Origin of the sequence: Acinetobacter sp. NyZ410, assembly GCF_022828975.1 — a bacterium.
Classification (GTDB): domain Bacteria; phylum Pseudomonadota; class Gammaproteobacteria; order Pseudomonadales; family Moraxellaceae; genus Acinetobacter; species Acinetobacter guillouiae.
This window is the reverse complement of the sequence record NZ_CP094620.1, coordinates 743,060-757,749: the sequence shown is the minus strand read 5'-3', so window position 1 is coordinate 757,749 and position 14,690 is coordinate 743,060. Positions and strand designations below refer to the sequence as shown.

15 protein-coding genes are annotated in these 14,690 nt (G+C 38.1%); 4 read left to right on the top strand and 11 right to left on the bottom strand.

All coding sequences use genetic code 11. From position 1 onward, the window contains the following. Positions 1 to 52: 52 nt before the first annotated feature. Together rplT and rpmI are read right to left on the bottom strand one after the other, a co-directional pair. Positions 53 to 412, bottom strand: coding sequence for a 50S ribosomal protein L20 (rplT, locus tag MTO68_RS03605; RefSeq protein WP_004723060.1), 360 nt, complete (start codon positions 410 to 412; stop codon positions 53 to 55). 11 nt (positions 413 to 423) lie between these two features. Continuing rightward, positions 424 to 618, bottom strand: a complete 195-nt coding sequence (rpmI, locus tag MTO68_RS03600) for a 50S ribosomal protein L35 (RefSeq protein ID WP_002054552.1) — start codon at positions 616 to 618, stop codon at positions 424 to 426. A 224-nt stretch (positions 619 to 842) separates the two neighbouring features. Here rpmI and MTO68_RS03595 point away from each other — a divergent pair, with 224 nt between their 5' ends. After that, positions 843 to 2,093 carry an MFS transporter gene (locus tag MTO68_RS03595; RefSeq protein ID WP_004819112.1) on the top strand — a complete coding sequence of 417 codons (1,251 nt, stop codon included), beginning with the start codon at positions 843 to 845 and terminating at the stop codon, positions 2,091 to 2,093. Positions 2,094 to 2,230: 137 nt separating this feature from the next. After that, positions 2,231 to 2,986, top strand: a complete 756-nt coding sequence (locus MTO68_RS03590; RefSeq protein ID WP_244015062.1) for an energy transducer TonB — start codon at positions 2,231 to 2,233, stop codon at positions 2,984 to 2,986. 97 nt (positions 2,987 to 3,083) lie between these two features. Here MTO68_RS03590 and MTO68_RS03585 read toward each other — a convergent pair whose 3' ends face one another. The 6 genes from MTO68_RS03585 to thrS form a co-directional block, all read right to left on the bottom strand. Then, positions 3,084 to 3,509 (bottom strand): YqaA family protein, encoded by a 426-nt coding sequence (locus tag MTO68_RS03585; RefSeq protein WP_004819108.1) that lies wholly within the window; start codon positions 3,507 to 3,509, stop codon positions 3,084 to 3,086. Between the two features lie 121 nt (positions 3,510 to 3,630). After that, positions 3,631 to 3,921 (bottom strand): hypothetical protein, encoded by a 291-nt coding sequence (locus tag MTO68_RS03580; RefSeq protein ID WP_244015060.1) that lies wholly within the window; start codon positions 3,919 to 3,921, stop codon positions 3,631 to 3,633. 89 nt (positions 3,922 to 4,010) lie between these two features. Further along, positions 4,011 to 4,628 carry a glutathione S-transferase N-terminal domain-containing protein gene (locus MTO68_RS03575; protein ID WP_244015058.1) on the bottom strand — a complete coding sequence of 206 codons (618 nt, stop codon included), beginning with the start codon at positions 4,626 to 4,628 and terminating at the stop codon, positions 4,011 to 4,013. 192 nt (positions 4,629 to 4,820) lie between these two features. Next, positions 4,821 to 5,141: a hypothetical protein gene (locus tag MTO68_RS03570; protein WP_244015056.1), complete on the bottom strand. Its 321-nt coding sequence runs from the start codon at positions 5,139 to 5,141 to the stop codon at positions 4,821 to 4,823. Between the two features lie 88 nt (positions 5,142 to 5,229). Beyond that, complete coding sequence (gene infC / locus MTO68_RS03565; protein ID WP_081401514.1) at positions 5,230 to 5,781, bottom strand: translation initiation factor IF-3; 552 nt, start codon at positions 5,779 to 5,781, stop codon at positions 5,230 to 5,232. A 5-nt stretch (positions 5,782 to 5,786) separates the two neighbouring features. Further along, entirely contained in the window at positions 5,787 to 7,709 is a 1,923-nt protein-coding gene (thrS, locus tag MTO68_RS03560) for a threonine--tRNA ligase (RefSeq protein ID WP_004723075.1), read from the bottom strand. 255 nt (positions 7,710 to 7,964) lie between these two features. Between thrS and MTO68_RS03555 the strand changes: the two genes are divergently transcribed. After that, the gene (locus tag MTO68_RS03555; RefSeq protein ID WP_244015055.1) at positions 7,965 to 9,038 is read left to right on the top strand and encodes a hypothetical protein; all 1,074 of its coding nucleotides are present in this window, start codon (positions 7,965 to 7,967) and stop codon (positions 9,036 to 9,038) included. Positions 9,039 to 9,100: 62 nt separating this feature from the next. Here the strand turns inward: MTO68_RS03555 and MTO68_RS03550 are convergent, their stop codons facing one another. From MTO68_RS03550 to MTO68_RS03540, 3 genes are read right to left on the bottom strand one after another with little or no spacing between them, the layout of a single operon-like run. Next, positions 9,101 to 10,261, bottom strand: coding sequence for an alanine racemase (locus MTO68_RS03550; RefSeq protein WP_244015053.1), 1,161 nt, complete (start codon positions 10,259 to 10,261; stop codon positions 9,101 to 9,103). A 52-nt stretch (positions 10,262 to 10,313) separates the two neighbouring features. Further along, complete coding sequence (locus tag MTO68_RS03545; RefSeq protein ID WP_244015051.1) at positions 10,314 to 11,627, bottom strand: D-arabinono-1,4-lactone oxidase; 1,314 nt, start codon at positions 11,625 to 11,627, stop codon at positions 10,314 to 10,316. Between the two features lie 12 nt (positions 11,628 to 11,639). After that, positions 11,640 to 13,394, bottom strand: a complete 1,755-nt coding sequence (locus MTO68_RS03540; protein WP_244015049.1) for a neutral/alkaline non-lysosomal ceramidase N-terminal domain-containing protein — start codon at positions 13,392 to 13,394, stop codon at positions 11,640 to 11,642. 136 nt (positions 13,395 to 13,530) lie between these two features. Here MTO68_RS03540 and MTO68_RS03535 point away from each other — a divergent pair, with 136 nt between their 5' ends. After that, the gene (locus MTO68_RS03535) at positions 13,531 to 14,586 is read left to right on the top strand and encodes an AraC family transcriptional regulator (RefSeq protein ID WP_244015047.1); all 1,056 of its coding nucleotides are present in this window, start codon (positions 13,531 to 13,533) and stop codon (positions 14,584 to 14,586) included. Positions 14,587 to 14,690: the final 104 nt, after the last annotated feature.

The window sequence follows — 14,690 nt, the reverse complement described above, 5'->3', positions numbered from 1 at the left end:
AGGCATAAAAAAGACCGCTATAAAAGCGGTCTTTTTTAATCATCTTCGATGATTAAGCAGCTAATGCGCCTTTAGCTTTTTCAGCTAAAGCAGCAAATGCAACTGAGTCATGCATAGCGATGTCAGCAAGTACGCGACGGTCGATGATCACTTGAGCTTTTTTCAAGCCATCGATCATACGGCTGTACGACAAACCATTTTGACGAGCACCAGCATTGATACGCGCAATCCATAAAGCACGGAATTGACGTTTCTTTTGACGACGGTCACGGTAAGCGTATTGACCTGCTTTAATTACTGCTTGGAACGCTACACGATAAACACGTGAACGCGCGCCATAGTAACCTTTAGCACGAGCAAGAATTTTTTTATGACGGCGATGAGCCTGTACACCACGTTTTACACGAGCCATTTATAATCTCCTTAGATGTATGGGCACATACGACGAACTGAATTCATGTCACTTACGTGAACCATGACACAACCGCGCAATTGACGAATACGTTTAGCAGATTTTTTGGTCAAAATGTGGCGTTTGAACGCTTGTTTACGCTTGAAACCGTTAGCAGTCGCTTTGAAACGCTTAGCTGCACCACGGCGAGTTTTTAACTTAGCCATAACAACCTCTTTAAACACCTGTTCGGTACGTTCGCACCATTGCGACAACGACCTGCAGGTAAGGGAGGCAGTATTCTAAATCATCTCTGTACAAAACAAAAGCAAAACATCCAACAATTTCACAATTCCCCAATGTAATTTTCGATGTAAATTTCACCTAGTTTTATAAGAAAAATCAGGATGAAATCTTTATAATCATCACATCATGATAAAACTGGACAGTTATGACCCCTGCACAGGATGCTTTTGCTGCGCTTCGCTATCGAGATTTCTCAATTGTTACCATCAATCAATTTTGTTTAACACTCGCAATTTTAATTCAAGAAATTATTGTTGCCTATTCACTCTATCAAATTACCAAAGACCCGCTTACCTTGGGTCTGATTGGACTAGCAGAAGCAATCCCGTTTATTGCCCTGTCGCTTTGGGGCGGCTATTTTGCAGACAAGTTGAATAAACAAACCATTATGAAAGTTTGCTTATTTTTCTCCTTCCCTTTGCCATTGGTGCTTTGGTGGTTATTTCACAGTTATGATCATGGGCAAATTGGTGTGACTACACTGTCTTGGGGGATTTATGCGGTTATTTTTGGATTGGGTACCATCCGAGGTTTCTATAATCCATCAGCAACCTCATTAAAACCATTTTTAATTCCTCGTGAACTGTATGCCAATGGTGCAACATGGACCACGATTGGATGGCAAAGTGGCGTCATTATTGGCCCAATGCTAGGTGGTTTTATGCTGGCAGGAATCGGTCGTGAAAACAGCTTACTCTCGGTAGCGGTACTTTTATTTATTTGCTTCTGTCTGATTAACTTATTAAAGAAGCGTACTTTTCCTACCATGGAACAAGACAATCTTTGGGACAGTTTAAGTGAAGGCTTTCGCTTTATTTGGAAAACCAAAATTGTACTGTGGGCCATATCTTTAGATTTGGTTTCAGTGCTGTTTGGTGGTGTGATTGCCCTACTGCCAATTTTTGCAGAAGATATTCTAAAAGTTGGACCTGAAGGTTTAGGTTATTTACGTGCGGCCCCCTCTATTGGCGCGTTAATAACCATGATCGCTTTAACCAAATTTCCACCTACACATCATGCTTGGCGAAATATGTTGATTGCCGTTGCTGGTTTTGGGGTGTTTACCATTATCTTTGCATTCTCAAGCAACGTCTGGCTCTCTTTGTTTGCTTTGGCTATGACTGGTGCTTGTGACAGTATCTCAGTGGTTGTACGCCAAACCATTTTGCAAGTTTACCCACCTGAAAATATGCGTGGCCGTGTCGCTGCGGTGAATGGGATGTTTGTTTCATCGAGTAATGAATTGGGCGCATTTGAATCTGGGCTGGCTGCAAAATATCTAGGAACAATCACAGCCACTGTATTTGGTGGATGTATGACCTTGGCCGTTGTCGCAATAAGCTGGGTAAAAACCTCGGATTTATTCAAAGTAGACATCACCAAAGGTCAAGAATAATGTGTTTGGCTGAATAAAAAACAGTAAAAAAATGCACCTTCAGGTGCATTTTCTATTGCGAGAATACAAAATTCGATAAATACTTTGCGCAATTAAACTACTCTCATGCGTATTAAACCGCATGGATTGCCAAACCTATGAATAAAGCTCTTTTTACCACTTGTTTATTGTGCCTTTCAACCTATAGCTATAGTGCGGATAAACTTCCAACAATAAAGGTCAAAGGGGAGCAATCTGAGCAAAATGATCCTCAACATTTGACCACACGTATACAATGGGTCAAATTTCCTCAAATTCACTATCAAATCGCTGAATTAAAAGATCAAGATCGTTCAGCGATCATTCGCGTAAAAGCCAATAATACTGGTGAAGTCACAGAGGCTGATATCCAAGAGAGTACAGGCATCCGTGCATTGGATCAGAAACTTGTAGATGCTGTGGAAAATGCAAAAGTAAAACCCTATTCAAAAAATGGAAAAGCCATTGCTTTAGTCGGTTATCAAACATTTACCTTAACACTAGAGAATGCAACGGATCATGTTCAGCGCGCTAAGCAATGTACATATAGCTTTAATTCAAAAAATTGGAACAAACAACAACTCGATAAGTCGGTTGCTTTTGTTTATTTAAAACAACCACAACTTGCACTGGATCAATCGCTATTAAAAAATAAAGATCGCACAGTAAAGTTTAAATTTAAAGCCAATAAGCAAGGTGAAATTACCCAAGTTAAGCTAACTCAACGTTCTGGTATTAATGCACTTGATCAACAAGTACTTGCAGCCGTTGAGCATGCATCAATCAATGTAAAACGTTCTTATCGTACTTTATGGATCTATAAACAATCCAGCTTCAATGACGCGATTCAATTTAAAATCAATGAATGTAAATAAATAATAAGTATGAGTCTTTTAAGGTTAAAGATAGTTTTGTGTCTTTAGGGTCTGTTGACATTTCATAAATGGCTTACCAACAGCCCCTAACTTTTTATTAAAATAATCCGATATACACCAAATAGATAAAAGCATACCGACCACCTTTTGCAATGGTCACAATCAATAGAAAACGCCAAAAGTTCTCTTTCATTAGCCCTGCAATAAGTGTGATTGGATCTCCAATAATTGGGGTCCAGCTTAATAACAAAGACCAAAAGCCATACTTTTGATATATTTTTTCCGCTTTAAGCATATTTTTTTCAGAGACAGGAAACCATTTCTTATCTTTAAACTGCTCGATTTTGAGTCCCAAATACCAATTCACGCATGAACCTAAAACATTACCAATCGTTGCAACAGCAAGCAGCAAATACGCAGAATGCTGGGTTTGTACCAGTAGTCCAACCAATACTGCTTCAGACTGCAACGGGAGTAAAGTAGCAGCGCCAAATGCGGAAAGAAATAAGAGGAGATAAGCCATATCACATATGCAAATTTTGTTTGGATTTGAGTTTATTACGCATGATAGACATAAGTGCACGGACATAAGAACAATCAGAGCTACAATCCATCACTCCACTTACTTTCTATAGCTCACAACATCATGATGATAAGTTCAACGCTTTTTGGGTTGTACGATACTGAAAATGCGCCCAAATGATCGCCAATAACATAAAGATAATCCGAGACCATTGATAACGTTGCGCAATCGGGTCGATCACACTTCTAATCAGTGCTGACGCTTGGCCATTTAATTGCTCTAAAATATTTTGAATATGCACAATTTCCGCAATATAGAGCATTAAACAACCGGCAATACCAACAATAATACTCCAGTAGATTTTTGGATTTGCTTCTAATATTTTCGTAAAGTTCAAAAAGAAATCTTTCATAACTAAAGCCTACCAACCATCCAAAAATCGATCATTTAAAAAATAAAAAACCACGTAACGTGGTTTCTCATCTTAACATAAAATACATTTTACACTTTGATTGATAGCGCTCTTTGTATCGCTGGACGTGCAGTTAAACGCTCAATATATTCTTTAACATAAGGATAATCATCTAGCACTATTTGCTGCCACTCATAGCGTAATACCCACGGTAAAATGGCCATATCTGCAATCGAATACTCACCAGCCACATATTTTTGTCCAATGAGCTGCTTATTTAAAACGCCATACAAACGTTGAGTTTCCGTAACATAACGATCAATTGCATAAGGAATTTTTTCTTTGGCAAATTTACCAAAATGATGGTTTTGCCCTAACATCGGCCCTAGCCCACCCATTTGCCACATTAACCATTGTTCAACTTCAACACGATCTTGCTCATCGCTTGGATAATACAGTCCTGTTTTACGACCAAGATATTGCAAGATTGCGCCTGATTCAAATACTGAAATCGGCTCACCATTTGGACCATCTTGATCGACAATCGCGGGGATTTTGTTGTTCGGTGAGATACGAAGAAAATCGGGCTGGAACTGGTCATTCTCTAAGATGTTGATGGGAAAAATCTGATAATCCAAACCCATTTCTTCAAGTGCAATGGTAATTTTATGACCATTGGGAGTACCCCAATAATAGAGATCAATCATATTTCATCCTTCTTCGTTTTCACGTATTTTCTGAATTTTATTGCGTTAATCGTTTACTTTTATAACATGAATTGGCTTGATTCAGTATGCTATAAAAAGAGATTATTCTAATAATCTATTCTAAAATTATGTTATTGCATTTTATTAAATACAGTACGTTCTCATATTATGATACTAATTTCAAATATCTACCTAAGCAATTGCATCTAAATATGCTTTGGCTTTTTCACCTACAAATTTACGACCTGCGTTGTTTCCCAATATCCATTCATCTGGACTAAATAAGTCAAATAAACCAACTTTCACTAAAGTAGGGATCGCGAGGATCAGTTCTTGTTCAATCTCGCCTCTTAAACCTGAGTTATACAGATTGATATTATGCAACATCGTTGCCACTGTGCCCGTTTGTACAGCACTACCATCCTTTAATTTAACCACAGGCAAGACCTCACCTGCTTGAATAATTTTTTGGTTAATACTCGATAGCGCATTTGAATTTTGAGTAGATGACATATCAACTCCGCTCGATTCAGATTAATTCACCTGCATTTTAACGTAAAAAAGCACTGCTTAATGCAGTGCTTTTTTAACAGATGAATAATTACTTTTTCTTTTTAGGTCCAAGTAACATACCCATTTGACGGCCTTCCATTTTTGGTGCTTGTTCAACAATACCAAACTCTGCTACGTCTGCTTCAATTTTTTGCAATTGTGCAAGACCCAACTGTTGGTGAGCCATTTCACGACCACGGAAACGTAGAGTAATTTTGACTTTGTTGCCTTCTTCAAGAAACTTCAGAATAGCACGCAACTTAACATTGTAATCACCAACGTCTGTACCAGGGCGCAACTTAATTTCTTTCACTTGAACTTGATGCTGTTTCTTTTTCGCATCTTTTTGCTTTTGCTTCAAGTCAAATAAATGTTTGTTGAAATCCATGATTTTACAAACAGGTGGCTCTGCATTCGCCACGATCTCAACAAGATCAAGATCAACTTCTTCAGCAGCACGCAAAGCTTCAGCAAGTGAAACGATGCCTTTTTGCTCTCCATCTGCAGCAACGAGACGCACATCTTTCGCTTTGATCTCATCATTTAATGCAGGACGATTACTTTTAGCACCTTGTTGTTGGTTACGGTCAGGCTGTTTAATCTTTCTTACTCCACAATATACCGGCCGCGTTCGGCTACGGCTGCTTTCACTAGGTCAATAAATGCGTCTATTGACATAGTACCTAAATTTTTTCCAGAGCGAGTACGAACATTCACAGTCCCTTCCTCTACTTCTCGATCTCCAAGTACCAATAGGTATGGAATACGCTCTAGTGTACGCTCACGAATCTTAAAGCCGATTTTCTCATTTCTCAAGTCTGAAATTGCTCGAATTCCATTTTCTTTGAGTTTTGCGACGACTTGCTCACAAGCTTCCGCTTGAGAATCCGTAATATTCATGACACATGTTTGGATTGGAGCCAACCATGGTGGCATAAAGCCTGCGTAGTGTTCAATTAGTATACCAATAAAACGCTCAAAACTGCCAAGAATTGCACGATGTAACATCACAGGATGGTCACGATCGTTATCTTCTGTTACATATGAAGCGTCTAAACGTAACGGTAAGTTAAAATCACACTGGATTGTACCGCACTGCCAGATACGTCCTAAACAGTCTTTTAATGAAAATTCAATCTTCGGACCGTAGAAAGCACCTTCACCAGGTTGTTCTTCCCATTTAAGATTTGCAGCATCTAAAGCATCTGCTAAAGATTTTTCTGCAACATCCCAAAGTTCATCAGCACCCACACGTTTTTCAGGACGTGTAGACAATTTCATCTGAACTTCTTCAAAGCCAAAATCTTTATAAACATCTAAAGTCAGTTTAATAAAGTCTGCAACTTCTTTACCAATTTGTTCAGTTGTACAGAAAATATGTGCATCATCTTGAGTAAAGCCACGTACACGCATAATCCCGTGTAACGAACCTGATGGCTCATTACGGTGGCATGAACCAAACTCTGCCAAACGAATTGGAAGATCACGGTAAGATTTTAAACCTTGGTTAAACACTTGAACGTGACATGGGCAGTTCATTGGTTTTACCGCATAGTTACGACTTTCTGAATGTGTCGTAAACATATTTTCTGCATAGTTGGCAGCATGACCCGATTTTTCCCACAAAGTGAAATCTACAATTTGTGGTGTTTTAATCTCTTGGTAGCCGTTATCCTGTTGAACTTTACGCATGTATTGTTCAAGCACTTGGTAGATCGTCCAACCATTGGCATGCCAAAACACCATACCTGGTGCTTCTTCTTGCATATGGAACAAATCTAAAGCTTTACCAATTTTACGATGGTCACGCTTTTCAGCTTCTTCAATACGCTTGATATACGCTGCTAATTCTTTTTTGTCTGCCCAAGCAGTACCATAAATACGCTGTAATTGTTCATTCTTGGCATCACCGCGCCAGTAAGCGCCAGAGATTTTAGTCAATTTGAATGACTTTAAAAATTTAGTATTTGGTACGTGTGGACCACGACACATATCTAAATAATCTTGATGATAGTACAAGCCCATTTGAGTTTCTTCAGGCATGTCAGCAATCAAACGTAACTTATAATCTTCACCACGTGCAGTGAACTCAGCGATCACATCATCACGAGGTGTCATTTTTTTAATGACATCATAATCTTGATCGATGAGCTTTTTCATGCGCGCTTCGATTGCAGCCATATCATCTAAAGTAAATGGACGAGGCATCCAGATGTCATAGTAGAAACCTTCTTCAATGACAGGACCAATCACCATTTTTGCTTCAGGGAAGAGTTGTTTTACCGCATGACCCACCAAGTGTGCACAAGAGTGACGAATAATTTCTACACCGTCTTGATCTTTTGGAGTGATGATTTGTAAGGTTGAGTCTTCGGTAATTAAATCACTTGCATCGACTAAGCGACCATTTACTTTCCCAGCAACTGTATTTTTAGCCAGTCCAGGTCCAATACTTTGAGCAACTTCCATAACGGAAACAGCTTGATCAAAACTTTTTTGATCGCCATTTGGCAATGTGATAATAGGCATATTTAAAAATCCTTAAGGAGTGATGCCCCGTACAATGGAGCATGTCACCGCGAGATTATGATCGAGGAAGATCCTCAAGATAAAATCGGTGGAACAAAATAAAAGTGTGTCGAATTTTACACCTTTACAGCATATTTATAAACCTTTGTCTTAAATTAATCTAAATTTTAGTTTTTGATTTTATCAAAGCACTCATTTATGATCGCGCCGTGACACTTTAGTAACTTTAAAATCATAAAACGAATGGATAACTAAATGAATTCGGTAAACTTAAGCAAACTTACTTCAGCAATACTTGTTGGATTTACATTAACTGCTTGTGGCGGTGGTTCTAGCGATAATCAACAAACATCAAATACCCCCAATACACAAAGCCAATCTGAAAAAATTGAATGTAGTAATGGGATTCCAAAAAACTTTAAAACAGTTGGACAGGGCTTTTTCAGTGATGAAATTTATTCTCTAGAGACACAACCAAACGACAGTGGTGATGATAACGTTATAGTTTTATATTCAAATAAACTGATCAATGGTGTGATATACCAAAATCTCACTACCTTACTTAAAAACCCACCAAGGCAGATAAATACTGAATTTTTAGAATCGTATCTTTTAACAAAATCTAAACTCGATACAAGCTTCAAACAAACCAATACAAATATTGGATTTCCTTTAGGGTATCTGATTAATCAAGATGAGAACTCAGCGATACTAAATAATTTTACTGATAAGTGTACAATTCATATAGAAAATCAAATTAAATTAAATTTAAAACAAATTGATATTTCAGGAATGACCATTGCTGATCTCTTTAAATATTACGACTACCCAAATGCAGGTACTGCAGAACGTTATGTGAATTCAGACTTAGCTCAGATTATACAAAACAACCATAAGGGTGCTTTAGAAAAATTATTAGCAAATCCAACAAAGTTTCCGTCTGGTTCTAAACTAAGCTATGTTGTGCAATCAATATTTAATACACCTACAATTTCATTTGATGATAGTGACCTAACTGATTATAAGTCATTAGAAGAATTTACAGATAAAACGGAACTTCCAACTGGATACATTTGGCAAAAAGACCAATTTGCAGGTTATAAGGTTGTCTATCCAATCAATCCTACTACAGGTATATCCAAGAGCTTTATTGATAACTACACTGGAGTGGAAATGGATGGAAAAATATATCAAGCATATCAAGTTATTTCTGGAGATTTAATTAAGGATCAAATGGCCCCATCAGAAAACAATGTTGATATGTCAGAAACTTACTTCAATAAAACAGCAGTGCAAACTTTAGCGGATGCTCTAAATCAAGCGCTTTGATTTGATCAATAATCTATTATTTTTAAAACCGCCATTTATATGGCGGTTTTTCATTTTTGTAATTACTCTCTAAAGGTTTCCCACGCTTCAAAATCTCGATTTTTATAACAATATAATTTATGAAATTGAGGAATAATCGCTTCGCTTTGTGTGGGTCTTAAAAATACAAAATCATCAACAGCTATTTCAGTATTTTTAGGCACATTAACCATTTCCTGATTGGTACTCCGCCCATAAAGTGCATGCGGATGAATCCCTCGCGGATAAACATAATGGGCCATCCAATATCCACCATAAACAAATAAGGCTTTAGAGCTATGTGGTAATTTATCTAAAACTTCTAATCCAGGTAACTGGGTAAATGGCAGCACTTTTAAAACAGGGGTTGAAATCCATAGCGCAGCTTGTAAAACACTTAACCCATCACTGTCAAAGTCACTTGGTTTAAGCAACATAGAGCCAAAAGAAAGATCATTACACACACTTTGCTCCACGTGGAGGTAAAATGTAGGGCTACCACCACCATTAAAACAAAGATCAGCTCGCCATAAATGTGGAAATTGCTGTTGAATAATATTTTTATAATTTTGATAAATGTCTTGTGACTCTCGATACGCGACATCAATCTTTTTAATCACTGAAGGCAGCTTCGTCACATGGGCATCATAGCCCATCAAGCCAGCAAGTGCTAAATGCTCAGGATTTTGCTCAATCAATCTTAATATTTCGATGAGTGCAAAATCGGAACGAACACCACCGCGATGCAAACCCACATCAATTTCAATATTGATTTTAAGCGTTAAGCTAAACTGTTTTGCGACCTCAAGATACTGTAATAAACGTGCTTTAGAATCAATTAACCATTGTATATCGGCTTGTCTGCAATTTTGATTCATCGCATAAAAATGCTGAACTATACTCACAGGCATCGGTTTCCCAAACAACACATCTACATCCGAAAAGTTCTCAAGGATTGGCAAAAGCTGTGGCATATGAAACACCATAAACCGTTGAGTCGAAAGCTTTAAACTAATAGTTTTTAATAATGCTAAGCATGCCAAAGACTTTACCACGATACGTGATTGCAAATGACTTCCGTATTTAAGCTTTTTGGCAAGGTACTGTAGATTTTGTTCAAGCGCCTGATCATCAACAATTAACCGAGGTAATGCACCATTTGACTGTTTTAAATCACGATTTAATTGCTCAAAAAAGTTGTTCATAGTCTACCTTTATGGTCTATTTTAGTTTTACCCATTCACTTAATTTTATCCATTATTCAGATAAGAATAGCTTTTCTAAATAAGGATTTAAAAACTTTCTGCTTGGATCAAGTCGTTCTCGCAACCGCATAAACTCATCCCACTTAGGGTATAAAGTTTTAAGTTGTGTTGCTGTCATACTATGCATTTTCCCCCAATGTGGTCGCCCCTGATAATGTTGCAAAATCGACTCAACTTCATCAAATAATTGTCTAGGTGCTTGCTTATAATATTGGTGTACTGAGATGGAAATAGAGTCCCGCTGATAAAACGGACTCAACCAAATATCATCACCTTTGACAAATCGAAACTCCACAGGGAAAAAGGTTTGTGCTTTTGAGTTTTTTAGCGCAGCTAGAACAGCTTGCAAACATTCCACACCCAATTCAACTGGAACCTGATATTCCATTTCATTAAATTTCGTTTCACGCGGTGTCGGGAAAATCTTGCCTGACCAATCAACAAATGTGCTTGGCTTAATAAAAACGCCTAAGAGCTTTTGTAGTTTTGGGTTCAATGCCGGAAAAGATTTGGTTAACTCGCAACATAAGGTTAATAACGTATCTTCAGATGGCCATGATTCAGTGCGCGGTTGAACCTCATCTTCAGTAATATCTAAAGTTTTTAAAATCAATTTATCTGCATGCGAAAATGCAAAACACTCGATATGCCGATGTTGTGCTTTCCATTGGTCAATATTTTGAATAAAGTCTTTGACCGCACACAGTCTAACTTGCTCTTTAAGCTTATAGCGTGGTTTATTCTGCATGGTGATTTTAGTCAAAATCCCTAAGCTTCCTAAAGATACTCGCCCTGCTGCAAAAATATCTGGATTTTCATGGCGATTACAATGAAGAATTTCTCCTGATGCTGTGAGTAATTCAAATGCTTGCACATAACCTGAAATACAATGTAAGCCTACACCTGTACCATGTGTTCCCGTTGAAACAGCACCAGCTAAACTTTGCTGGTCAATATCACCCTGTTGCATTAAAGATTGCTGCATCGGTTCTAAATATTGCCCTAAATTAAATAATCGTGTTCCAGCCCAAATACTGGCTTGGGCAAATTCAGTATTGACTTGATCCACACCAGAAAGACCATCCAAAGACAGCAATGTTGCATCGGTACTCACCAAAGGTGTAAATGAATGCCCTGCTCCCACCACTCGAATCTTTGCTTGGGTTTGGACAATGTGTTTTAACTCATCAAGACTGTCAGGCTTTAAAATCTGCTCAGGGTGAGACTGTTGATAGCCAGACCAATTGTTCCATTTTTGCTGATTTAATTTGTGCGTGTTCGGCGCTTGATTAATCAATTGATTCATAATGCTCATCCTTTAGCGTACAGCAGTTTTTAAATTGCCGTGATTTGTTCTTTTTTCTATTTCGTGTGGTGGAATCGCTGCGGGGCGTGTGATTTGGTCATATTCTCGTTGAGATTTATCTAGACTCAACTGCGTTGCCAACTGCTGAAATTTGTACTGAATTGCCGCATGTGTCCATTGACCATATAAGGTATGTGCACCCTCATAAGCTTGTTGCTGATATTCTTCATTGGTGGTGATATAGCCCATATAATCATTGCAATAAGACACCAAACCAACCTTTGAAATACCATGCTGCTTTGAGAACTGTTTTGCCACAGTCTGAATCACACGTTGTCCTGCTGTTGTGGTAATTTCTCCGGGGCAACAAATCAAAGCCAATTGACCAATTTGGATAATCTGTAGCGGAATAACACTTGGAACCAATGGGCTGTCTTGAATGGCACCTGCTTTAACTTGGCGATTCATTTCTGCAATTAAAGGGTCAAAAATACTTGGGGGGAAATCTAAACTTTTACCCAGCAACTGATTGTCTGGGCTTTCTAAAACAATCTCTTTCGGAAATTGTGAGTCATAGAGCGCTTTATATTTGCTGTACTGCAGAGAATCTGAGTTTGCTAAACGTTGCTTACGTACTCGCTTAGCAAGTAAAGACATTACTTTAAGAATTGCTGTAGGTGTTCCCTTACCATCTATAGGCGTTCCCCCGAAGAAACCGACACCATGACAAGCGGCACTGGTTTTAGCGCCTTGGATCCCCTGACTAAATTCACTTGGCACATCGACTTGACTCAGATCTACATAGGATAAAACAGCATCGACACTGCCTTGGAGTAAACATGCTTCCATCGCATTGTTGGTATTTTTTCCAAGCGGTGTAGTCAGTGCTTTAATCGCAATTTCACTTTGATAACGCCCATTTTGCTCAGCATATTGATATTCTTTTTCGCCCTTAATTTTATTGCGAATCGCATCTTGTTTGGGGCCATGAAAATGTGGCGATACATCTCCTGCTGTTGCTTGTGCAAAAATGGCAACTGGGTGTGGAATACCTTGTGTGAATAGATAATGTTCACTTATCGCCGCAGCATAGCCTTTATTGTCACCATCATGGGCTTTGAGTTGGCTACTCAAACAGGTTGCATGCACTCCAAATAATGAAATAAAGGAACATAATTGATCATTACGGTAAAAACCGATTAATTGCATTTCACGGTTTAAGGCGAGATGGGTTTCTACTTCGGTTCTTTGAATCACATCGGGGTTACGATTATATGCCTGCAATGATCGATTCCATGCCACTGGAATATCATGAGGAAATTGGCAACTTTGATAACGAAGTTCAGTTTCTTTTTCAGTGTCTAAGGCATTGGAAATACTGAGCATGACCGCCTTTACTACCGCTTCGACATGCTCTGGAATAAAACCTGGAGTCGGCATATTGTATAAAGCTTCATAAGCACAACCACCAGGGCCAGAATGAGTATAGGTTGCCATCAAGACCAAATGCTGTTCATTAAATTGCTCAGCTAGTTGTTGTTTTAAGCGTTCAACAACACCACTGCGGATCGCATAAGTAATACAACCAAAATCCAGACAACAAAAAATAATGGGCTGTTCTAAAGCTAAACGACGGATAGTGAATGTACGAGCAAACAATGCTGTACATTTTTGATAAGCACGATGCGACCACATACCATAACCAAACATGGCATAACCTTGCGGCTGAATGTCTATTTCTTGTTTATCCCAACCCACCATAAACATATGCGGTCATCCTTTATCTTTTTTATGTCAGCGAATTTATATCTGCGAATACCAGAAGTAGATTGAATCTTAATCAAAAATATGCGATACCAACTAGGGTAAAAGCAACAATAATATGGGGGGCGAAGCGGACTTTATGAGCTTGCAGCAAAAGGAAATTGCCAATTCTCAATTTTATATTCCACCAATGATACTGACGAGTTTGGTTCATTATGCAGAACAACAACACTGGCAATATGACAATTGGTTCGCAGCACAAAATTTAGACTTGGAACAAATTCGCCAAGGGCATGGTTTTGTCGGTTTTTCAGAACTTTGTGAGGTTATTCATCTCGCAGTTAAAGATACCCAACAACAAAATTTAGGCTTATTGTTGGGCAGTAGTGAAGGTCAGATTTCAATTGGTATTTTGGGCTTTGCCATGCAAGCCTGTAAAACAGTGGCCGAAGCACTAGAAACGGCACTGCACTATCATCCCATTTCAGGCAGTGTCTTAGATTTAACCGTCAATCTTGTTGATGATTATTGTGAAATTGAACTTTTTGAACGAAGTAACTGTGGTGAGTTAAAAGCATTTTTCTGTGATGAAGTGTTTGCCAGTATTATTACCTGTGTCAATATGATGCTAGACCATAGCTATGAGTTAATCAGCTTGGAACTGAGCTATGATCATTCAGCATATATCAATGATTATCAAAGAATTTTCAATTGTCCAATTTATTTTAAAACAGCTAAAAATATCATCCGATTTAATAAAACACTCTTGTCGAGAAGCCTCAAAAACTATAGTCCTGTCAATTATCAAAGTGCAATTCTGATTTGTGATCAAGCTTTAAAACAATTTGATCAAATGAATCAACACAGTTTGGCAAAGGTATTAGCACATTTGATTGAAAGCCACCTACCTGAACGCTTTGATATGCAACAAGCAGCGCAATATTTTCATTTTAGCGAACGCCATTTACGGCGTTTGTTACTTAATGAGGGACTAAATTTTCAGTTATTAAAGCAACAGGTGTTAGAAAAAAAAGCCAAACAGTGGATTGAAGAAAATCAATCGATGAGTGAAATCAGTTTCAATCTTGGTTTTAGTGAGTTAAGAGAATTTCGTCGTGCGTTTAAAAAATGGACTGGATCTTCGCCAACAGAATACAAAAAAGCGAAACTGGTGGGTTCAGTTATTGGTATTTGAATGACGAGATTTTAAATAAGATTCTGAACAAACTAGGATTAATATTTACACCAATATTGAAAAATGTTAATTTAATTCAATAAATTAAATATTCCAAAAAATAT

Coding starts and splice junctions, on each gene's coding strand:
- MTO68_RS03570 (WP_244015056.1), bottom strand. CDS start 5,141: ATGTCATCTACTCAAAATTCAAATGCGCTATCGAGTATTAACCAAAAA.
- MTO68_RS03590 (WP_244015062.1), top strand. CDS start 2,231: ATGAATAAAGCTCTTTTTACCACTTGTTTATTGTGCCTTTCAACCTAT.
- rplT (WP_004723060.1), bottom strand. CDS start 412: ATGGCTCGTGTAAAACGTGGTGTACAGGCTCATCGCCGTCATAAAAAA.
- MTO68_RS03575 (WP_244015058.1), bottom strand. CDS start 4,628: ATGATTGATCTCTATTATTGGGGTACTCCCAATGGTCATAAAATTACC.
- MTO68_RS03550 (WP_244015053.1), bottom strand. CDS start 10,261: ATGAACAACTTTTTTGAGCAATTAAATCGTGATTTAAAACAGTCAAAT.
- MTO68_RS03595 (WP_004819112.1), top strand. CDS start 843: ATGACCCCTGCACAGGATGCTTTTGCTGCGCTTCGCTATCGAGATTTC.
- MTO68_RS03555 (WP_244015055.1), top strand. CDS start 7,965: ATGAATTCGGTAAACTTAAGCAAACTTACTTCAGCAATACTTGTTGGA.
- MTO68_RS03540 (WP_244015049.1), bottom strand. CDS start 13,394: ATGTTTATGGTGGGTTGGGATAAACAAGAAATAGACATTCAGCCGCAA.
- MTO68_RS03535 (WP_244015047.1), top strand. CDS start 13,531: ATGAGCTTGCAGCAAAAGGAAATTGCCAATTCTCAATTTTATATTCCA.
- MTO68_RS03580 (WP_244015060.1), bottom strand. CDS start 3,921: ATGAAAGATTTCTTTTTGAACTTTACGAAAATATTAGAAGCAAATCCA.
- rpmI (WP_002054552.1), bottom strand. CDS start 618: ATGGCTAAGTTAAAAACTCGCCGTGGTGCAGCTAAGCGTTTCAAAGCG.
- MTO68_RS03585 (WP_004819108.1), bottom strand. CDS start 3,509: ATGGCTTATCTCCTCTTATTTCTTTCCGCATTTGGCGCTGCTACTTTA.
- thrS (WP_004723075.1), bottom strand. CDS start 7,709: ATGCCTATTATCACATTGCCAAATGGCGATCAAAAAAGTTTTGATCAA.
- MTO68_RS03545 (WP_244015051.1), bottom strand. CDS start 11,627: ATGAATCAATTGATTAATCAAGCGCCGAACACGCACAAATTAAATCAG.